22 protein-coding genes are annotated in these 18,133 nt (G+C 32.9%); 14 read left to right on the forward strand and 8 right to left on the reverse strand.

Translation table 11 applies throughout. The annotated features are described in order from the left end of the window. From glf to AC6CH4_RS17210, 3 genes are all read left to right on the forward strand, one after another. Complete coding sequence (gene glf / locus AC6CH4_RS17200) at nt 1-1,113, forward strand: UDP-galactopyranose mutase (protein WP_498105097.1); 1,113 nt, start codon at nt 1-3, stop codon at nt 1,111-1,113. After that, nucleotides 1,106-1,870, forward strand: coding sequence for a DUF4422 domain-containing protein (locus AC6CH4_RS17205; protein ID WP_498105099.1), 765 nt, complete (start codon nt 1,106-1,108; stop codon nt 1,868-1,870). The genes glf and AC6CH4_RS17205 overlap by 8 nt, the downstream gene beginning before the upstream one ends. A gap of 103 nt (nt 1,871-1,973) precedes the next feature. Further along, nucleotides 1,974-2,534, forward strand: a complete 561-nt coding sequence (locus AC6CH4_RS17210) for an L-threonylcarbamoyladenylate synthase (RefSeq protein WP_498105101.1) — start codon at nt 1,974-1,976, stop codon at nt 2,532-2,534. Between the two features lie 78 nt (nt 2,535-2,612). Here AC6CH4_RS17210 and AC6CH4_RS17215 read toward each other — a convergent pair whose 3' ends face one another. After that, nucleotides 2,613-3,737, reverse strand: coding sequence for a cysteine desulfurase family protein (locus tag AC6CH4_RS17215; protein WP_498105103.1), 1,125 nt, complete (start codon nt 3,735-3,737; stop codon nt 2,613-2,615). An 86-nt stretch (nt 3,738-3,823) separates the two neighbouring features. Here AC6CH4_RS17215 and AC6CH4_RS17220 point away from each other — a divergent pair, with 86 nt between their 5' ends. Further along, nucleotides 3,824-4,825 (forward strand): hypothetical protein, encoded by a 1,002-nt coding sequence (locus AC6CH4_RS17220; protein WP_498105105.1) that lies wholly within the window; start codon nt 3,824-3,826, stop codon nt 4,823-4,825. A gap of 150 nt (nt 4,826-4,975) precedes the next feature. Here the strand turns inward: AC6CH4_RS17220 and AC6CH4_RS17225 are convergent, their stop codons facing one another. Then, nucleotides 4,976-5,527: a DUF8465 domain-containing protein gene (locus AC6CH4_RS17225; protein ID WP_498105107.1), complete on the reverse strand. Its 552-nt coding sequence runs from the start codon at nt 5,525-5,527 to the stop codon at nt 4,976-4,978. Then, on the reverse strand, nt 5,517-5,702 hold the full coding sequence (locus AC6CH4_RS17230; protein WP_498105109.1) for a hypothetical protein: 186 nt from the start codon (nt 5,700-5,702) through the stop codon (nt 5,517-5,519). Before AC6CH4_RS17230 ends, AC6CH4_RS17225 begins: the two co-directional genes overlap by 11 nt. Nucleotides 5,703-5,808: 106 nt before the next feature. Between AC6CH4_RS17230 and AC6CH4_RS17235 the strand changes: the two genes are divergently transcribed. Then, the gene (locus AC6CH4_RS17235) at nt 5,809-6,093 is read left to right on the forward strand and encodes a DUF2752 domain-containing protein (protein WP_498105111.1); all 285 of its coding nucleotides are present in this window, start codon (nt 5,809-5,811) and stop codon (nt 6,091-6,093) included. Nucleotides 6,094-6,105: 12 nt separating this feature from the next. Here the strand turns inward: AC6CH4_RS17235 and AC6CH4_RS17240 are convergent, their stop codons facing one another. Continuing rightward, entirely contained in the window at nt 6,106-6,807 is a 702-nt protein-coding gene (locus AC6CH4_RS17240) for a DUF1003 domain-containing protein (protein WP_498105113.1), read from the reverse strand. A gap of 192 nt (nt 6,808-6,999) precedes the next feature. On the opposite strand from AC6CH4_RS17240, the gene AC6CH4_RS17245 reads away from it, so the two are divergent. The 5 genes from AC6CH4_RS17245 to AC6CH4_RS17265 all read left to right on the forward strand — a co-directional run bounded on the left by AC6CH4_RS17245 (nt 7,000) and on the right by AC6CH4_RS17265 (nt 10,930). Continuing rightward, the gene (locus AC6CH4_RS17245; protein WP_498105115.1) at nt 7,000-7,791 is read left to right on the forward strand and encodes a serine O-acetyltransferase; all 792 of its coding nucleotides are present in this window, start codon (nt 7,000-7,002) and stop codon (nt 7,789-7,791) included. Nucleotide 7,792: 1 nt separating this feature from the next. Continuing rightward, nucleotides 7,793-8,680: a cysteine synthase CysM gene (gene cysM, locus AC6CH4_RS17250; protein WP_498105117.1), complete on the forward strand. Its 888-nt coding sequence runs from the start codon at nt 7,793-7,795 to the stop codon at nt 8,678-8,680. A 118-nt stretch (nt 8,681-8,798) separates the two neighbouring features. Further along, nucleotides 8,799-9,785 (forward strand): aldo/keto reductase, encoded by a 987-nt coding sequence (locus AC6CH4_RS17255; protein WP_498105119.1) that lies wholly within the window; start codon nt 8,799-8,801, stop codon nt 9,783-9,785. A 182-nt stretch (nt 9,786-9,967) separates the two neighbouring features. Further along, on the forward strand, nt 9,968-10,369 hold the full coding sequence (locus AC6CH4_RS17260; RefSeq protein WP_498105121.1) for a hypothetical protein: 402 nt from the start codon (nt 9,968-9,970) through the stop codon (nt 10,367-10,369). A 114-nt stretch (nt 10,370-10,483) separates the two neighbouring features. Further along, complete coding sequence (locus tag AC6CH4_RS17265) at nt 10,484-10,930, forward strand: hypothetical protein (RefSeq protein WP_498105123.1); 447 nt, start codon at nt 10,484-10,486, stop codon at nt 10,928-10,930. On the opposite strand, the gene AC6CH4_RS17270 is transcribed toward AC6CH4_RS17265, so the two are convergent. Then, nucleotides 10,927-11,940 carry a sensor histidine kinase gene (locus tag AC6CH4_RS17270; protein ID WP_498105125.1) on the reverse strand — a complete coding sequence of 338 codons (1,014 nt, stop codon included), beginning with the start codon at nt 11,938-11,940 and terminating at the stop codon, nt 10,927-10,929. The genes AC6CH4_RS17265 and AC6CH4_RS17270 overlap by 4 nt on opposite strands. 195 nt (nt 11,941-12,135) lie before the next feature. On the opposite strand from AC6CH4_RS17270, the gene rlmD reads away from it, so the two are divergent. The 3 genes from rlmD to AC6CH4_RS17285 are packed head-to-tail and all read left to right on the forward strand — an operon-like array spanning nt 12,136 to nt 14,901. Next, nucleotides 12,136-13,548: a 23S rRNA (uracil(1939)-C(5))-methyltransferase RlmD gene (gene rlmD / locus AC6CH4_RS17275; protein WP_498105127.1), complete on the forward strand. Its 1,413-nt coding sequence runs from the start codon at nt 12,136-12,138 to the stop codon at nt 13,546-13,548. A gap of 11 nt (nt 13,549-13,559) precedes the next feature. Beyond that, on the forward strand, nt 13,560-14,117 hold the full coding sequence (locus tag AC6CH4_RS17280; RefSeq protein WP_498105128.1) for a DUF6452 family protein: 558 nt from the start codon (nt 13,560-13,562) through the stop codon (nt 14,115-14,117). Beyond that, complete coding sequence (locus AC6CH4_RS17285) at nt 14,089-14,901, forward strand: DUF6048 family protein (protein ID WP_498105130.1); 813 nt, start codon at nt 14,089-14,091, stop codon at nt 14,899-14,901. The genes AC6CH4_RS17280 and AC6CH4_RS17285 overlap by 29 nt, the downstream gene beginning before the upstream one ends. A gap of 66 nt (nt 14,902-14,967) precedes the next feature. Here the strand turns inward: AC6CH4_RS17285 and AC6CH4_RS17290 are convergent, their stop codons facing one another. The 3 genes from AC6CH4_RS17290 to AC6CH4_RS17300 all read right to left on the reverse strand — a co-directional run bounded on the left by AC6CH4_RS17290 (nt 14,968) and on the right by AC6CH4_RS17300 (nt 17,210). Continuing rightward, entirely contained in the window at nt 14,968-15,660 is a 693-nt protein-coding gene (locus AC6CH4_RS17290; protein WP_498105132.1) for an aspartate/glutamate racemase family protein, read from the reverse strand. 14 nt (nt 15,661-15,674) lie between these two features. Next, on the reverse strand, nt 15,675-15,911 hold the full coding sequence (locus AC6CH4_RS17295; RefSeq protein ID WP_498105134.1) for a hypothetical protein: 237 nt from the start codon (nt 15,909-15,911) through the stop codon (nt 15,675-15,677). 141 nt (nt 15,912-16,052) lie between these two features. Then, the gene (locus AC6CH4_RS17300) at nt 16,053-17,210 is read right to left on the reverse strand and encodes a THUMP domain-containing class I SAM-dependent RNA methyltransferase (protein ID WP_026982114.1); all 1,158 of its coding nucleotides are present in this window, start codon (nt 17,208-17,210) and stop codon (nt 16,053-16,055) included. A gap of 121 nt (nt 17,211-17,331) precedes the next feature. Here AC6CH4_RS17300 and AC6CH4_RS17305 point away from each other — a divergent pair, with 121 nt between their 5' ends. Continuing rightward, entirely contained in the window at nt 17,332-18,096 is a 765-nt protein-coding gene (locus tag AC6CH4_RS17305) for a class I SAM-dependent methyltransferase (protein WP_498105136.1), read from the forward strand. The last annotated feature ends 37 nt before the right edge of the window (nt 18,097-18,133 follow it).

The following is an 18,133-nucleotide window of genomic DNA, read 5'->3' on the forward strand; positions in this document are numbered from 1 at the left end:
ATGAAAAAGCAATATGACTATTTAATTATCGGCTCGGGACTCTTCGGAAGTGTTTTCGCTCATGAGGCTACAAAGGCAGGAAAAAAATGCCTTGTGATCGACAAAAGGGAGCATTCGGGAGGAAATGTATATTGCGAAAATATTGAAGGAATAAATGTTCATAAATATGGTGCGCATATCTTTCACACTAACGACAAGGCACTTTGGGATTATGTAAATCAATTCGTTGAATTTAATAATTTTACCAATTCTCCAATGGCACTCGCAAAAGGAAAATTATATAATTTACCTTTTAATATGAATACTTTTTATCAGCTTTGGGGCACCAAAACACCTCAGGAAGCCAAAGCGAAAATTGATGAACAAGTAGCTATTTATGGGGTTAAAAACCCAAAAAATCTTGAAGAACAAGCTTTAAGCCTGGCAGGAAAAGATATTTATGATTATTTCATTAAAGAATATACTGAAAAACAATGGGGAAGAAAAGCTACAGAACTTCCCGCATTTATTATAAAAAGACTTCCTGTTCGATTCACTTTTGATAATAATTATTTTAATGATACTTATCAGGGAATTCCTATTGGCGGATATAATAAACTAATTGATGGGTTATTAAAAGGAATTGAATTGGTAACAAACACCGATTACTTTTCTGACAGAGCAAAATTTAATGATCTTGCTGATAAAATAGTTTACACTGGAAAAATTGATGAATACTTTGATTATAAACTAGGCGTTCTTGAATATCGATCGCTTCGTTTTGAAAATGAAATTTTAGATACAGACAATTTTCAGGGCAATGCTGTCGTTAATTATAATGATGCCTCTTATGACTTTACCAGAATAATCGAACACAAGCATTTTGAATTTGGCAAACAAGATAAAACGGTTATTACTAAGGAATATCCACAAGAATGGAATCCGTCTAATGAAGCATTTTATCCTATAAATGATGCGAAAAATCAAGGATTATATGAAGAATATAAAAAGTTATCTTTAGAGGAAGAAAATGTAATTTTCGGAGGACGATTATCAGAATACAAATATTATGACATGCATCAGGTAATTGCTATGGCCTTAACAAGATCTAAAAAAGAATTAAATAATGATTAAAATTTTTGTAGTCACTCATAAAGAGAATCCTTTGTTATCTAACGAAGTGCTTGTTCCTATTCAGGTAGGAACAAATGAAGCGATTACACCAGCTATATTACGAGATAATACCCTTGATAACATAGCCACAAAAAATGGAAATTATTGTGAATTAACCGCGGCATACTGGATTTGGAAAAATGTAAAAAATGCTGATTATGTTGGCATTTGTCATTATAGACGTTATTTAAATTTTTATAATAATTGGTACAATTTAAAACCATCGGCTCAGAAAAAAATTAAAAGTGAAGATTTTAAAAACACCAAATTATACAATGTTTCTTCAGATAAATTAGAAAAAAGAATAGCATCAATTCTTTCAGAATATGATGTAATTCTTTGTAGACCCTACACATTCAAAACTTCTACTTTGACCAAAAATTATTGTGATGACCATCGATGTGAAGATTGGGATCTGACAAAGAAAATAATTTTGGAAAAATATCCTGAATATAAAGATAACATTGTAAAGTTTTTAGATGAAGGAACTACTTTTCACATTGGAAATATGATGATTACTTCAAAAGAAAAATTTGATGCATATTATAGTTGGTTATTTTCTATTCTTTTTGAACTTGAATCTCAAATTAAGATCCCTGAAGATGCGTATCAAGCCAGAATTTTTGGCTTTATTTCAGAAAGGCTGATCAATTTGTATATGTATCACAACAAATTTAAAATCAAGGGAATTCCATCATACAAAATAATAGATTTATAAAAAACTTCACTTTTGATTATAATTGACTTTCAAAAATGAACTGCTTTTAGGTTTGTTTACCAACCAGAAAGATTATTTTTGCACTAATTTATATTCAATTACAATGAACGAGGAAATTTTAAAAGCATACGAAGTCATCAAGGAAGGTGGAATTATCCTTTATCCTACTGATACGGTTTGGGGAATTGGCTGCGATGCAACAAACGCGGAAGCTGTTGCAAAAATCTACAAATTGAAACAACGCGCCGAAACACAAAGTATGATTGTTTTGATGAACGGGGAAAAAATGATGTATAATGTTTTTAAAAACATCCCTGAAGTTGCGTGGCAAATATTAGATTTATCTGAAAAACCAACAACTTTAATCCTTGATGAACCACGAAATGTGGCGCCAAATATCATTGCCGCAGATAATTCTCTTGGAATTCGTTTAGTAAAAGAGCCTTTTTGCTTTAAATTATTAGAGCGAATGAAAAAACCTCTAGTTTCAACTTCAGCTAATATTTCAGGTCAACCAACCCCTATTGCTTTTAAAGATATTAGTCCGGAAATCATTAAAGGCGTAGATTATGTAGTGAATTTATATCATGACAAAGTCGCCGGAAAACCTTCAACAATTATAAAATTGACAAAAGACTCACAGGTAAAAGTGATACGTAAATAATTTTAGATTGCAGATTTTAGATTATTTAAAATTTGTAAAAAAAACTTAGAACCTTAGCGACTTAGCATCTTAGAAACTTTAAATAGTCTTCAAGCTCTCAATCAACCAATCAATATCTTCTTTGGTATTATAATGACTAAATGAAATTCGGAGATTTGGTAATTTTAAATCAGTCTCCGAAAGCATTTCTTTTAAGACATGAGAAGGCTTTATACTTCCGGATTGACAGGCGCTTCCTCTTGAAACTGCAATTCCTTTCATATCCAGACTAAACAATAACATCGATGTTTTATCTGAAGAAAAAGGCAAAATTATGTTTATGATATTGTAAAAATCCTCTTTTTTTCCATTGATTCTGAAACCTGGAAAATGAATTTCAAACTGTTCAATCAGGTACATTTTTAAGTCGGAAATGTATTTTCTTTCTGAATCTAAATTTTCATAAGAAACAGATAAAGCTTTTGCCATTCCGGCAATTTGATGTACCGCTTCGGTTCCGGCGCGCAGGCCTTTTTCCTGTTCTCCACCAAAAAGCAAAGGTTGCAAACCTGAATTTTTGCGAACAAAAGCAAAACCAATTCCTTTTGGCCCATGAAATTTATGTGCACTTGCCACTATAAAATCAACTGGCGTTTTTTGCAAATCGATTTCTGTTTTCCCCACAGACTGAACCGTATCTGAGTGAAATAAGACATTATATTGTTTGCAGATTACACCCACTCTATCCAAATCTAAAATGGTTCCGGTCTCGTTATTAACATGCATCAAACTCACAATTGTCTTTTTTTCTTCAGACAATAAATTAGATAAATGTGTTAGATCAATACTCCCGTCTGGGTTTATTTTCACATAATCAACCTGAATATTATAATCGGATTGTAACGCCAAAGTTGGATACAAAACAGCATGATGTTCAATTTTAGAAGTAATAATACGCTCTACTTTCAAATCTTCAACGGCCGAACGAAGTATCCAATTGTCTGCTTCCGTACCACCCGAAGTAAAAATAATTTCCTGGGCAGAACAATTTAAATGTTTGGCGATACTTTTTCTGGAAAGTTCTAAAATAGTCTTGCCATTTCGCCCAAAACTATGTGTAGATGACGGATTACCAAAATCTTCTGTCATAACTTTGGTCATTTCCTGAATAACTTCAGGACGTATAGCAGTTGTAGAGGCGTTATCGAGATATACTTTTTTCATCCCTGCAAAGTTATGAAATATCAATTGTCTATTCTTAAATATCATTTGCCAAATTTTTCACTATTTTTGACGCAAATAAAATTACGATGAAAAAATATGCAAGCCTTTTGTTATTTGCGCTATTATTAAACGGTTGTGATGACGGCGATTTAACTGTTGATACAATCGATTTTGATGAAGTTACTTCTACAAGCTGCGATCCTCTTACGAATACTTTAATTTACAAGTTAAAGCCTCAGGAATCTTTGTTATTAAACATGCCTGAAGGTATGATTATTGACGAGCCTACAACTGATGACAAACCATTAATTTATACTATCGATAATGTAAATTACCGGGTTGTTTACAGAGCATATGATGGTACTGTTGCAAAAGAAAATATATGTGGAACAATACCTCCCAAAACACCTAATGTTACTGAGGAATGGGTTGGATTACCAGGAGGAAAAATTGAAATTACGACCGATGCGGTTTATAAAACCCCTGCTCCGACTGACGGTCATACTGAAATCATCGGTTATAACCATAATATCATTTTCAGAAACATTACCTTTGAAAAACCTTCCGGTCCACAAGTTGAGGCAGAATATGTTTTTGGAGACTACCTTACCAATGTTACACCCGTTGTAGTGAGTTTTTTAGAACCTGATAATGCAAAATATTGCTCATCATACGATAAGGTTTATAACAATAATACTTCAAATTCTTTAGTAATTGAAAATTTTGATTCATCCAATTTATTTAAAAATGAAGATACGCCTGTTGGACAACCAAGAATAGGTGTAATCAATTCGACTGCTACAACTAATAATTTATATTACAGAACATACGCTACTAATCTCCCGACACCAACGCAAGGTTATTATTGCCAGGAAAAAACACCCACCTCTCCAATTGTAAAAGATACCTGGGTTGGAGTAGCAGGTGTTACAAATGTAAGTGGTATTATTGAAGTTACCACAACAAGTTCTCTTAAAGTATTCACACATAAAGTAGTTCTTAAAAATGTAACCCTTCAAAAAGGAAACAGTACCTTTAAACTGGCAACAGAGTTTCTTTTAGGAAATGTAACTGTGGTTGTACCTTAATTAACACAATTATAAATCTAAAAAATATAGATTTATAATTCTTACAAAAAAAACATCCATTTTCAAAACTGATTTTAATATAAATCAATAAGAAAAATGGATGTTTTTTTTATGCTTCAAAACGAGCTGTTTTAAACTCAAAAAGCTACCTTATTTATTGTTTTGTCTAAAATAAACTTCGGTCGCGCCCAAGCCATATTTTTGATAATTGGCATCCTGAAAATCTATTCCGTCATAACGGCCTAATAAAAAATCAAGTTCTGCTTTTAGAATTCCTTCACCAACACCGTGAATAAAAACAATTTTTGGAATGCGATTTCTGATCGCAAATTCGATATGCCTTTTTGCCGTTTCTGTCTGTAAAGTCAGAATATCATAATTTGACATTCCGCGTTTATTAGGAACTAATTTCTCAATGTGTAAATCAAATTCAGGAGCTGAAATTTCGCGCTTATCCTTCTTTTCTTTTACAAAACTCCTGGCTTTTGGCTCCTCTTTCTCTTTTGAAACAGTATCTAAATCTATTCTTTTAATAGAATTCATTAAATTACTGGAATCCTGAATTTTAATTAATTCATTGACAAAAAATGTCATCACAAATCCGTCCTCAGTTTCAATCAAAACCTCATTGTTTTTCACTGAAACTACTATTCCGTTTATGGCTTCATCTAACACTGAAACCTTATCGCCTTTATTCAACATCTTCCTCTTCTTTATCCTGATTTTTACTCGGTGTTTTTGCACTCAACTGCATCATTCCAAACATGAAAACTGCAATCGCAATTACCATGATATAAATATTTTTTTCTACTGAAACCTGTTCGTATAACGCAACCGAAATCGCAAGAATCATTATTATAATTTTTAAAGCTTTCATAATTTTAAATCGTAAGAGTTCAAAAGTATGAAACTTTAAAATAGTAGTTTCAAACTCCTGAATTGTTATCCATATTTTTTTTGTAAAATTGTAAAAAATAATCGCTGTGGATTTAGAGAAATACATGTTGCCTTGCCTATTCAAAACGCTCTTCGGAATTGAGTGTTTGGGGTGTGGCTTTCAGCGTGCTTTATTCTTACTTTTTAAGGGTGATTTTTTTGGCGCTTTTATGATGTATCCTGCGGTCTATACCACCCTATTATTTTTAGGAATGAGCGTATTATATTTTTTTGATAAATCTAAAAATCATCAAAAACCATTTTTAATTTCTGCTTTCGTAAATGTCATCTTTATGCTTGGCGGATATTATTTCAAACATTTTTATGTTTAATTTTTGTAAGAATTATTTTTTGATCTGATTCAAAATATCATTCATCATTTCGATTTGAACTTTCTGAATTTCGATTAATTCCTGTTGTTGATGCATAATCAAATGATCAATTTTATCATGAATCATTCTGATCTCTAATTCCGATTTCAGGTTGATCATATAATCTTTTTTAGCACGATTTCGATCTTTTTCTTCCTGACGATTCTGACTCATCATAATTACCGGAGCTTGCAAAGCCGCGATACAGGATAAAATCAAATTCAGCAAAATAAACGGATATGGATCAAAACCTTTATTCACCAAAATGTACACGTTCGAACTAATCCAAACGACTATAAAAGCTAAAAACGAAATGATAAAAGTCCAGCTTCCGCCAAAATCTGCTACCTGATCTGCTACTCTCTGACCAAAATTTCTCGTTTCTTCTTCATCTTCAACAATGCTTACAATCGATTTATCTTCTTTTAAAGAAGTTATTACGCTTTTTTCAAGATCAGACAGCGCTCCCATTTCTGCAGATAAATAATTCGAAATGTACTTTTGACGGTACACATTTAATTCCTGAACCCCGATAGAATCTGTATCGCAAAATGACGGATGCTCTTTTACAATGAGCCCCAGAATAGGGTCATGTATCGATTTTCCGGAAATTTTATCCCTTTCCGGAAATTCAAGATCAGAAATAGCACTTTTAAAAGTTGAATTGTTTTTCATTTTTATAAATTTTACTGGCTAATTTAAGCATTTAACTTCTTAAGAATGATATAAATTACAGGTTTCCAAAATTCTATTAATTATCACAAATCGAATTCTCAGAACAAAATTTCTTTAGGCATTTCGTGCCTTTATTTACAAAAAACACCTTACTTTTAGCGTTTCAAATTTATCCATTCAATTTTTACAATTGTGCCAAGAAATCTCATCATACAAAATATAAAAGCTTTAAAAAGCCATTCAAATATTAACTACGGAATCAAAACTAAAACAGAAGATTTTACCGAAAAGCTTTTCTATACCCTTTTTGATTCAAATGCACCTTTAGATCAAAGTATTGACGAACTCGAAATACGATTTAAAGAAATTGCAGTTTTGGCCTGCAAGAAACCAGAAAACTTATGCGAATCTATTTGGGATCGCTTTCTGGAAAAATTGCCAGGAGTTTTGGAAAAGTTAAATCAGGATGCCGAATATATTTTAGAAAATGATCCCGCATCAAACAGCATCGACGAAGTTTACTTAGGTTACCCGGGTTTTTATGCAATTGCCATTTATAGATTAAGTCACGAACTATATCTTCTTGATTTATTATTATTCTCAAGGTTAATGAGTGAATACGCACATAGAATTACAGGAACCGATATTCACGCAGGTGCCAAAATTGCCTCACCCTTTTTTATCGATCACGCAACCGGAATTGTTATTGGAGAAACAACCGTAATCGAAAAACATGTAAAAATTTATCAGGGTGTTACCCTCGGAGCTTTGAGTGTGAGTAAAGAAATGAAAAATGCAAAACGACATCCAACCGTAGAAAAAAATGTTTGCATTTATGCCAATGCAACAATTTTAGGAGGAGAAACGACTATTGGTAAAAATAGTATTGTTGGAGGAAATGCCTGGATTACAAAATCTATCCCTGCAGATTCTATCGTTTTAAATACCACTACAACTGAAGTTAAAATAAAAGAAAAAAAATAAAATGGGTCCACAGAAATTGCTAAACCTAATTGGAAATACTCCATTAATGGAAACTGTCAATTTGGTTAAAAATAAAAACGTAAAACTTTTACTAAAACTTGAAGGAAATAATCCAGGTGGAAGTGTAAAAGACAGAGCGGCATATAATATGATTGCATCAGCCCTGGAAAGAGGCGATATTAAAAAAGGAGATAAATTAATCGAAGCTACTAGCGGTAATACCGGAATTGCCCTTGCCATGATTGCACAATTGTTTCAAATAGAAATAGAATTGGTCTTACCGGAAGATTCTACAAAAGAAAGAACTCAAACTATGCGTGCGTATGGCGCTACAGTGATTTTAACACCCGCTAGCGAAGGAATTATTGGTTCACGTGACTATGCCGACAAAAAAGTCGCAGAAGGCGGTTATTTGATGTTAAATCAGTTTGCGAATGACGACAACTGGAAAGCACATTACAAAACTACCGGTCCTGAAATCTGGAATGATACTGAAGGAACTGTAACCCACTTTGTTTCGGCTATGGGAACGACCGGAACAATCATTGGAACTTCCACTTATTTGAAAGAAAAAAATCCTGCAATTCAAATTGTAGGCGCGCAGCCAAGCGATGGATCTCAAATTCCCGGAATCCGTAAATGGCCACAGGAATATTTACCAAAAATATTTGATGCCTCAAAAGTGGATACCGTTATAGACATTAGCGAAGAAGAAGCCAGAGACATGACCAAAAGATTAGCACTTGAAGAAGGCATTTTTGCCGGAATGAGCAGCGGAGGTTCCGTTGCCGTAGCCTTAAAAATCGCTGAACAATTAGAATCCGGAGTTATTGTAGCCGTTATCTGCGATCGCGGCGATCGATATCTTTCTTCAGATTTATTCGATTAAAAAAAGTTGCTAAGGTTCTAAGATTTTATACAAAGTCAAAAAACTTAGAACCTTGGCAACTTAGAACCTCAAAAAAACTTAGTACCTCAGAACCTTAGCAACTTAGCATCTCAAAAATATGAACTACAGAAAATTAGGAAAAACAAACTTTAATATATCCGAAATCTCGCTTGGTACCTGGCAAGTAGGCGGAAAGTGGGGATCACCTTTTGATAATAAAACAGCAGATGAACTATTGAATACTGCCATTGATAGTGGTGTAAACTTTATTGATACTGCTGATGTCTATGAAAATGGCTTAAGCGAAACTGCGGTAGGGCGTGTTGTACGTTCACGATCTGAACGAATTTATGTGGCCACCAAATGTGGGCGTCAAATTAATCCACATGTTAATGAAGGCTACCAGCCAAAAGTGCTTCAGAAATTTGTTGAAGACAGTTTAAAAAGAATGAATTTAGAGACTTTGGATTTAATTCAGCTGCACTGCCCTCCTACCGAAGTTTATTACCGACCTGAGATTTTTGAACTATTTGACCGCTTAAAAGATCAGGGCAAAATTTTAAATCTTGGCGTAAGCGTAGAAAAAGTAGAAGAAGCGCTGAAAGCCATCGAATATTCGAATGTAACGACGGTACAGATTATTTTTAATTTGTTTCGCCAGCGTCCGTCACAATTGTTTTTTTCTGAAGCCAGAAAAAAAGATATCGGAATTATTGCGAGAGTTCCATTAGCAAGTGGGCTTTTAACTGGTAAATTTGATTCAAAAACTATTTTTGAACCCCAAGACCACCGTAATTTCAATCGTAACGGAGATGCTTTTGACAAAGGCGAGACTTTTTCCGGCATTGATTACAATTTAGGATTAGAAGCCGTTGAAAAACTTAAAGCGTTATTTCCTGAAGCAACCAATCTTGCTCCTATCGCTTTACAATGGATTTTAAATTTTGAAGAAATAAGCTGTATTATTCCCGGAGCTTCAAATGCAAATCATGTAATGTCAAATTTATCTGTTTACGATTTGCCTAAATTAACACCTGAAAAGATTTCGGCTATGAATGCGATTTACGAAGAATATATTAAACCTTCTGTTCATCATTTATGGTAATTTTTTAGAGTTGCTAAGATTCTAAGGTTCTGAGTTGCTAAGGTGAAATTTTAGATTTTAGATTCAAAGCTCAGTCAAAAAAACTTAGAATCTTAGTAACTCAGAAACTTAGCCTCTTGTGTAACGCAACCTTTTTTGAATTTTGGCATCTGATAATAAAACTAACTATAAATTCACTAACCATGAAAAAACCAGGTTTTATATTATTTGCCATTTGTCTTATATTGTTTTCTTGTAGCAATGATGATGATTCTGCCAGAAATAAGGAGCAACGAAATTTAGATAAAATGTATCAGGAGATTGTATCCGTCTCGTTAGTTAATTCTCAAGTTTGTAGAGATTCAAACGAATGGGATTTTACCGCAATTGGTTCTAAATCTTGTGGCGGATCTAATGGTTATATTATCTTTTCAAAAAAGATAGATAAAACCGCATTTCTTGCTAAAGTAAAAGCTTACACAGATGCACAGGCTGCTTTTAATGTAAAGTGGAATGTATTTTCAAATTGTGATATGATATTACCTCCAAGTAGTGTTGATTGCGTTGACGGAAAACCCAAACTTCTTTATCTCACCTTATTTTAGTAGTAATTTCAAGCGTTCAAACCTTTATTATTAAGGATCAAAGACAGAAATAATATATTCTAAAAATGAAACTTAGTAACTTAGCTACATAAAAACTTAGTTACTTAAAAAGAAATGCTTAAAAAATCTAAATTTAAAGAATGGTTCGATCGTTATAAATATGCGGAATTAGCGAGTACAAGTGCCGCTCTAACTGCTTCTCTTTTTAGTAAAATTTACAGTGGATTAACTACCGCATACATCATTACTTTTTCAGAATATTTGGCTTTTTATAGTGTTATTTTTATTTCTTCGTATAAAAAACTGGTTCAGCAAAATAAACTACTGAACAAAGTCACGACTTCTAAAGAAATTATTTTATTGCTGAAAAATTTAGTTTTAGAATTTGGCTATCCTGCTTTTTTAGACTTTTTGGTAATTCGTCCTTTTTGCATGTATTGGATGCCTATTCTATTTGGGAATTATTTTTTCGGAATTATTTTTGGGAAAATCTCAGCCGATTTGTGCTTTTATTTCTTTACAATTGTCAATTATGAAATTATAAAAAAAAGAAAAAATTAGATATCAAACTCAATCTTAAATTCGGCACCTCTATTTTTACCTTCACTGATAGCGCTTAAAGTTCCTTTATTTCTTTCGATTATTTTTTTGCACAAGTATAAACCAATTCCTGTCGAAGATTCGTTTGCAGTTCCTAATCGGCTCATTTTGGTAAATTTTTTGAATAATTCTTCCATTTGATTTTTATTGAAACCAATTCCGTGATCTACAACACTAATCATCAATTTTGAATCTTCATTGTAAATTCTTACTTTGATTTCACTGTCAAAATAAGAAAATTTAACAGCATTGCTTATTAAATTTACGATAACCTGAATCAATAGACCTTCATCAATTTTAAGAGTAGCTGCTTCTGTTTCTAAACTCAGACTTAATTTAATATTTTTATCAATTAAACGTTGTTCAACCTGCTCATTAATAAAAGGCAAAATATTAGGAAATACTATTTCTCGTGGTTCCTGATTAAATTTTACAACCTGATCTTGTTCATTAAGCAGTTTTATAAAATTTTCTATATAACGAAATTGTAAATTGGTCGATTCACAAATTAAATCGGCCAAATGTTTTATGGATTCGGATGGATTTTCACTTAAAATCAATTTTGCTAATCCCTGAGGATTTCCGGCAAAATTTTTCAAATCATGCGAAAGCATATAAATCAAATCCTGCTTTTCGTTTATAAAACTTTCCGCTTCATAAATAGACTCCTGAATATTACACATTAGTAAACCCGCTTCATCTGTGTATTCTGTAGGCAACACAGAAAGCCTTCTGTTGTTTCGATATTCATCTAATGATTTTGATGCTTTTGAAATAGGTTTTATCAATTGATTTAAAACCAAAAGTGTTACTGCGGTTGCCAATAACGTCATTATCAAGGCGAAAATTAAGATCGAAGTAGGCGAAGTATCATGAGAGTAAAATAGCACAAAAAATAAAATTCCGATTAAAGGAATATGAATACCTACAAAAGCAACAAACAGAAATTTGAACGCATAACTTTTTTTCAAAAAGCCAATTTGTGAAAGATAGTGATACAAATTCATAAAAACATAACAAAACTATTGGTTAAAAAAGTAGGATCTGGGGATAATACTAAAAACAAAGTTAACTTTTAAACTTAATTAAACTAATAAATTCAACAATTTGGTAAAATATTTTAAAAATTAAATTTATAAAAGTTTACAAACCCTTATTTTTGCGCTATGGGAAGAAAAAATACAGACAAAGTTGTCTTTCATCAAATCCAGGTTCTTGATGCTGGAGCAAAAGGAGTATCAGTAGCTAAGGCTCCGGACGGAAAAGTAATATTTATTCCGAACGTAGTTCCGGGTGATGTAGTTGACGTACAAACTTTCAAAAAAAGAAAAGCCTATTATGAAGGCAAAGCCGTAAAATTTCACGAATTATCAGAACATCGCATTGAACCAATTTGCGATCACTTTGGAGTTTGTGGAGGATGCAAATGGCAAAATATGAAATACAGCCAACAGTTGTTTTACAAACAAAATGAAGTAAAAAATCACTTGCAACGTATCGGAAAAGTTGAACTTCCTGAATTCGAAACTATTTTAGGTTCAGAGAAACAATTTTTCTATAGAAATAAAATGGAATTTTCGTTTTCTAACAGTCGTTGGTTAACGGAGAAAGAAATTGGAAGCACGGAAGATTTAGGAAACAGAAATGCTTTAGGATTTCATATCCCGAAAATGTGGGATAAAATTCTTGACATTCAAAAATGTTATTTACAAGAAGATCCTTCAAATGCCATTAGAAACGAGATTAGAGATTTTGCTAACGAACATAATTTAGCATTTTTTAATCCAAGAGAACAATCAGGTTTATTAAGAACTTTCATGATTCGTACTGCTTCGACTGGTGAAATCATGGTTTTGATTCAGTTTTTCGAGAATGACAAAAAGAATCGTGAATTGATTTTGGATCATTTATATGAAAAATTTCCACAGATTACTTCATTGCAATATGTTGTAAATTCAAAACAGAACGATACTATTTACGATCAAAACATTAAACTATATAAAGGTAGAGATTATATCCTGGAAGAAATGGAAGGTTTAAAATTCAGCATCAATGCTAAATCTTTTTACCAAACCAATTCTGATCAGGCTTATGAATTATACAAAATAACACGTGATTTTGCCGGACTTACAGGTGATGAAACGGTTTACGATTTATATACCGGAACAGGAACCATCGCTCAATTCGTTTCAAAAAAAGCAAAAAAAGTAATTGGTGTAGAGAGTGTTCCTGAAGCTATTTTAGACGCTAAAGCAAATGCCGAACGCAATAATATCACAAATTGTGAGTTTTTCGTAGGTGACATGAAAGTCGTATTCAATGAAAGTTTTATTGCACAACACGGAAAACCAGATGTTATTATTACAGATCCACCAAGAGATGGTATGCACGCAGCCGTTATTGATCAAATCTTAAAAATTGCTCCTAAAAAAGTAGTTTATGTGAGTTGTAATTCGGCTACACAAGCAAGAGACCTTGCTTTAATGGACGAAAAATATAAAGTTACCCGCGTTCGACCAGTTGATATGTTTCCGCAGACGCACCATGTTGAAAATGTTGTACTTTTAGAACTTAGATAACAAATTTATAAATGAAAAAAATAATTTCTCTTTTATTAGTCTTTACTTTTGGTTTATCAAGCTGTGAGAAAGATGATATTTGTGATGCAAATACACCCACGACACCACGGTTGGTAATTACTTTTTATGATGTTGACAATCCAACAGTACTTCAAAATGTTAAGAATCTAATGGTTATTGGTAAAGATGAACCTGCGGGAATTATTTTTAATGAAACTGCAACAGATACAACAAAATATTTAGCTAACGGAAGCACAATTTCTATTCCGTTAAAAACAAATGCAGAAACAACAACCTATACTTTTGTTTTAGATTCACAAAATGACAATCCTGCTGCAATAAATACAGATGAGATTACCTTTAACTATACGCATCAGGATCTATATGTTTCCAGAGCTTGTGGTTTTAAAACTATTTTTGAACTAAACCCTTTCTCAAACACTCCTCCAATAACAAGACCTTTTGTACAAACAGATACAGATGGTAACGGACTTTGGATGCAGGAAGTTTTTGTAATTAATCCTAAAATTGAAACCGAAAATGAAACACACATTAAAGTATTTTTTTAGTAGTTGTTTAGTGCTTTCAATGGTTTTGGTTCAGGCCCAGGAAACATCAACTACAACAGCAAAAAAAGAAACTGTTCCAGTTAAATCAAAAACTGAAACTGCCAAACCAACTCTTCAGGAAGTTAAACCAGACACTATAAAAACAGATCGCTACGGCCTTCGTGTGGGTGTTGATTTATACAAATTGACCCGAGGTTTCTACGACAAAGACTATAAGGGAATTGAAATAGTTGGAGATTTTCGTTTAACAAAAAAGTATTATTTGGCAGCCGAACTTGGTTTTGAAGATAAAACAACTGATGATGACCGATTAAATTCGACAGCAACAGGAACTTATATTAAAGGAGGTTTTGATTACAATTTGTATCAAAATTGGCTGGACATGGAAAACTTAATTACCATTGGATTAAGAGGAGGTTTTAGTACTTTTAGTCAGGACCTGAATAGTTATAAGATTTACAATCCAAATCCGTATTGGGGTGAGCAACCTGCTATTATTAAGGATCAAAAATACAACGGACTTACAGCGGGTTGGCTTGAAGTGGCCATGGGAGTAAAGGCAAAAGTTTTTAATAACGTTTTTGTTGGCTTTGGAGTACAGCTTAAGATGCTAGTAATGAACACAAAACCAGATGGTTTTGACAATCTTTATATTCCTGGTTTTAACAGAACTTATGATGGAAGTTTCGGAATCGGTTTTAATTATACTGTTTCTTACTTTATTCCAATTTACAAGAAAAAAACAGTTATTCCTCAAATCAAAAAAGACACTCCAAAAAAGTAGTTTTTACAGATAAGTAAAAAGGCCTCAAATTTCAAAATTTGAGGCTTTTTTGATTTTAACTATTTTTTACGATAACTGAAATTCAACCGCTGCGTTTGAATGAATCAAGGCAGTATCAAAAACCGGAACCGAAAGATCTTCTGGTTTAATTACTAATGGAATTTCAGTACAACCTAAAATAATTCCCTCAGCGCCATTTTTAATTAATTCATTTGCAATTTCTAAGTAACGTTTTTTAGTTTCCTCAGTTACAAGTCCTCTTCCCAATTCTTCAAAAATTGTAGTATGAATAAAATCTTTATCTTCCTGGCTATCCGGAATAATAGCTTCTATTCCTTTTGCTTTCAATTTATCTGTAAAGAAATCAAGCTCCATTGTAAACTTGGTTCCTAACAAACCGACCTTTTTAATTTCTTGTTTCTGAATTTCAACAGCTGTTGAAGTTGCAATATGAATTAGAGGCAAACCAATTGCTACTTCAAGTCGATCCGCAATCAGATGCATGGTATTGGCGCATAAAATAATCGCCTCTGCCCCACCCGCTTTTAAAAATTCACAACCTTTTAAAAGCATTTTAAAAGTTGAATCCCAATCATTGGCTTCGTTATTCTTTTTTATATCGGAATAATTGAACGAATAAATCAAACATTCTGAGAAGTTTAACCCTCCCATTTTTTCATTTATTCCTTCATTTATAAGTTTGTAATAATCTGCTGTAGAAACCCAGCTAATACCGCCTATAAGTCCAATTTTCCTCATATAAAATAGTTTAATTATCCAATTTCTCTAATTCCTTTTATAAAAATCCATTTCATGAAAAGCTTCTCGCCATCTTTAGTTTTTACCGCCTGAAATTTAGGCGCAATCAAAGTGGCAACAATAAAAGCCGTCATCGGAATCCAGATTCCGGTTAATTGTGTATAGTTTGCAATTACAAATCTGCCCGCAATAAATAAAATCGCGAAACATCCTAATTGATATAAAAAACCTCTTATTTGTAGTTTTGTCATTTTTTTTAAGTTGCTAAGGTTCTGAGGTACTAAGGAACTAAGTATTTATTCTCTGAACCTAATTATTTTATTTCTAAATTCTAAATCAAAATTCTAAGACGATGAGCTAAAAAAACCTTAGCATCTTAGCTACTTAGAACCTTAGACTTGAAATTTCGTTCTCTTACTTCCTTCGTACATTTCGTATTTTACCAAACGTGCTTCTAAACTTGCGTTGAAAAGTTTGATTTTTCTGGAAGGTTTTAATCCAACAAATTTCAAGGCTTCAAGATTTGCTGTGATAAACCAGGCATTTGTTCCCGGGTAGCTTTTCTTTAAAGTATCTCCGATATTTTTGTAGAATTCTTCCATATGAATATCTAAACGCTCATCGTATGGCGGATTGAAAACCATATGCAATTTTCCTTCAACCGCTTTTTCAGTGTCAAAAAAGTTATCTTCTGAAATGGTAACGTAATCTTCTAAATTAGCATTTTTGATATTGTCTTTAGCTTTGTTTACAGCACTTGGCGCTTTATCAAAACCTTTTATTGTATAATGGAATTCTTTTGTTTTTTTCATCAAACTGTTTACAATCTGATCAAATAAATCATTATCCCAGTCTTTCCATTTTTCGAAAGCAAACTCTTTTCTGTTGATGTTTGCCGGAATATTACAAGCAATCATCGCTGCTTCCGCCAAAAAAGTTCCAGAACCGCACATCGGATCTAAAAAGTGACTTTGACCTTCCCAACCGGACAACAATAAAATTCCCGCAGCTAAAACTTCGTTGATTGGTGCAATATTCGTAGCCGTTCTGTAACCACGTTGGTGCAATGAATTCCCTGAAGTATCCAATGCAACAGAAACCTGATCTTTATCGATATGAACGTTGATTCTTAAATCAGGAAAAGCTTTATCAATACTCGGACGCTGACCTGTTCTTTCTCTAAACTGATCTACAATTGCATCTTTACATTTTTGAGAAACAAACTCAGAGTGATTAAAATACGTTGAATGCACTGTCGCATCAATTACAAAAGTTTGGTTGGCATTTAGCAATTTAGACCAGTTTACACCCGAAATTCCTTTGTATAATGCCTGCTCGTTGTTTGCTCTGAACGAGTAAATTGGCTTTAAAACTTTAAGCGCTGTACGCAACGACAAATTGGCTTTGTACATAAAACCTTTATCGCCTTTAAAACTTACCATTCTCACTCCTTTTTCGACATCCTGAGCACCAAGATCACGTAATTCTTTTTCTAATATTTCTTCAAAACCAAAAAAACATTTGGCTATCATTCTAAAATTTTCTTCCATCTTTATTTTTGTTTAAAAAAACAACTCCAATCGCAAAGGCATATTACCCCTTGCGAAATAGTTATTTTTCGGCAAAAATACACTAAATTTGCGGTACTTTGAATTAATTGAAATAGAATAAATGTCTGAAGCACCAAACTCATCAACACCAAATCAGGAGCGTAACACCGAAAACTGGTTTACATCATGGTTTGATACTCCGTATTATCACATTCTTTATAAAGACCGAAATTACCGAGAGGCTCAGATTTTTATGGATAATCTTACACATTACCTAAATCTTCCTGAAAAGGCAAAAGTATTGGATTTAGCCTGCGGAAAAGGTCGTCATTCTATTTACTTAAACCAACTTGGCTTTGATGTTTTAGGCGCCGATTTGTCTGAAAACAGCATTGCCGAAGCCAGCAAAAACAGCAACGAAACCCTGCATTTCAAGGTGCACGATATGCGCGAGCCATTCGAAGAAAAATTCGATGCTATTTTTAATTTGTTTACCAGTTTTGGTTATTTCGAAAGTGATGATGACAATCTTACAACTTTAAAAGCGATCAAAGAAAGTTTATCTGAATACGGTTTTGCAGTGATTGATTTTATGAATGTGGCTCAGGTAATCGAAACTTTGGTACCTGAAGAAGTAAAAACAGTTGACGGAATCGATTTTAAAATCAAAAGATACGTTGAAGACGGACATATTTTTAAAGAAATTGATTTTGAAGATCAAGGACATAAATATCATTTTACCGAAAAAGTAAAAGCTTTAACCTTAAAAGATTTTGAAGAATTAATGGCCGAAGCCGGAATTTTTCTATTGGATATTTTTGGAGATTACAAACTCAAAAAATTCCATAAAACCGAAAGCGAACGATTAATCATGATTTTTAAATAGATTGGTGAATCGTTTAATTGTTTAACCGTTTAATCGC

Source organism: Flavobacterium sp. GQ95, assembly GCF_059758655.1.

Bases quoted from the DNA above. Each gene is read 5' to 3' on its own strand.
- AC6CH4_RS17290 (WP_498105132.1), bottom strand. From the start codon at position 15,660: ATGAGGAAAATTGGACTTATAGGCGGTATTAGCTGGGTTTCTACAGCA.
- cysM (WP_498105117.1), top strand. From the start codon at position 7,793: ATGGGTCCACAGAAATTGCTAAACCTAATTGGAAATACTCCATTAATG.
- AC6CH4_RS17300 (WP_026982114.1), bottom strand. From the start codon at position 17,210: ATGGAAGAAAATTTTAGAATGATAGCCAAATGTTTTTTTGGTTTTGAA.
- AC6CH4_RS17225 (WP_498105107.1), bottom strand. From the start codon at position 5,527: ATGTTGAATAAAGGCGATAAGGTTTCAGTGTTAGATGAAGCCATAAAC.
- rlmD (WP_498105127.1), top strand. From the start codon at position 12,136: ATGGGAAGAAAAAATACAGACAAAGTTGTCTTTCATCAAATCCAGGTT.
- AC6CH4_RS17265 (WP_498105123.1), top strand. From the start codon at position 10,484: ATGCTTAAAAAATCTAAATTTAAAGAATGGTTCGATCGTTATAAATAT.
- AC6CH4_RS17305 (WP_498105136.1), top strand. From the start codon at position 17,332: ATGTCTGAAGCACCAAACTCATCAACACCAAATCAGGAGCGTAACACC.
- AC6CH4_RS17215 (WP_498105103.1), bottom strand. From the start codon at position 3,737: ATGAAAAAAGTATATCTCGATAACGCCTCTACAACTGCTATACGTCCT.
- AC6CH4_RS17210 (WP_498105101.1), top strand. From the start codon at position 1,974: ATGAACGAGGAAATTTTAAAAGCATACGAAGTCATCAAGGAAGGTGGA.
- AC6CH4_RS17280 (WP_498105128.1), top strand. From the start codon at position 13,560: ATGAAAAAAATAATTTCTCTTTTATTAGTCTTTACTTTTGGTTTATCA.
- AC6CH4_RS17220 (WP_498105105.1), top strand. From the start codon at position 3,824: ATGAAAAAATATGCAAGCCTTTTGTTATTTGCGCTATTATTAAACGGT.
- AC6CH4_RS17260 (WP_498105121.1), top strand. From the start codon at position 9,968: ATGAAAAAACCAGGTTTTATATTATTTGCCATTTGTCTTATATTGTTT.
- AC6CH4_RS17285 (WP_498105130.1), top strand. From the start codon at position 14,089: ATGAAACACACATTAAAGTATTTTTTTAGTAGTTGTTTAGTGCTTTCA.
- AC6CH4_RS17255 (WP_498105119.1), top strand. From the start codon at position 8,799: ATGAACTACAGAAAATTAGGAAAAACAAACTTTAATATATCCGAAATC.
- AC6CH4_RS17240 (WP_498105113.1), bottom strand. From the start codon at position 6,807: ATGAAAAACAATTCAACTTTTAAAAGTGCTATTTCTGATCTTGAATTT.
- glf (WP_498105097.1), top strand. From the start codon at position 1: ATGAAAAAGCAATATGACTATTTAATTATCGGCTCGGGACTCTTCGGA.
- AC6CH4_RS17230 (WP_498105109.1), bottom strand. From the start codon at position 5,702: ATGAAAGCTTTAAAAATTATAATAATGATTCTTGCGATTTCGGTTGCG.
- AC6CH4_RS17295 (WP_498105134.1), bottom strand. From the start codon at position 15,911: ATGACAAAACTACAAATAAGAGGTTTTTTATATCAATTAGGATGTTTC.
- AC6CH4_RS17205 (WP_498105099.1), top strand. From the start codon at position 1,106: ATGATTAAAATTTTTGTAGTCACTCATAAAGAGAATCCTTTGTTATCT.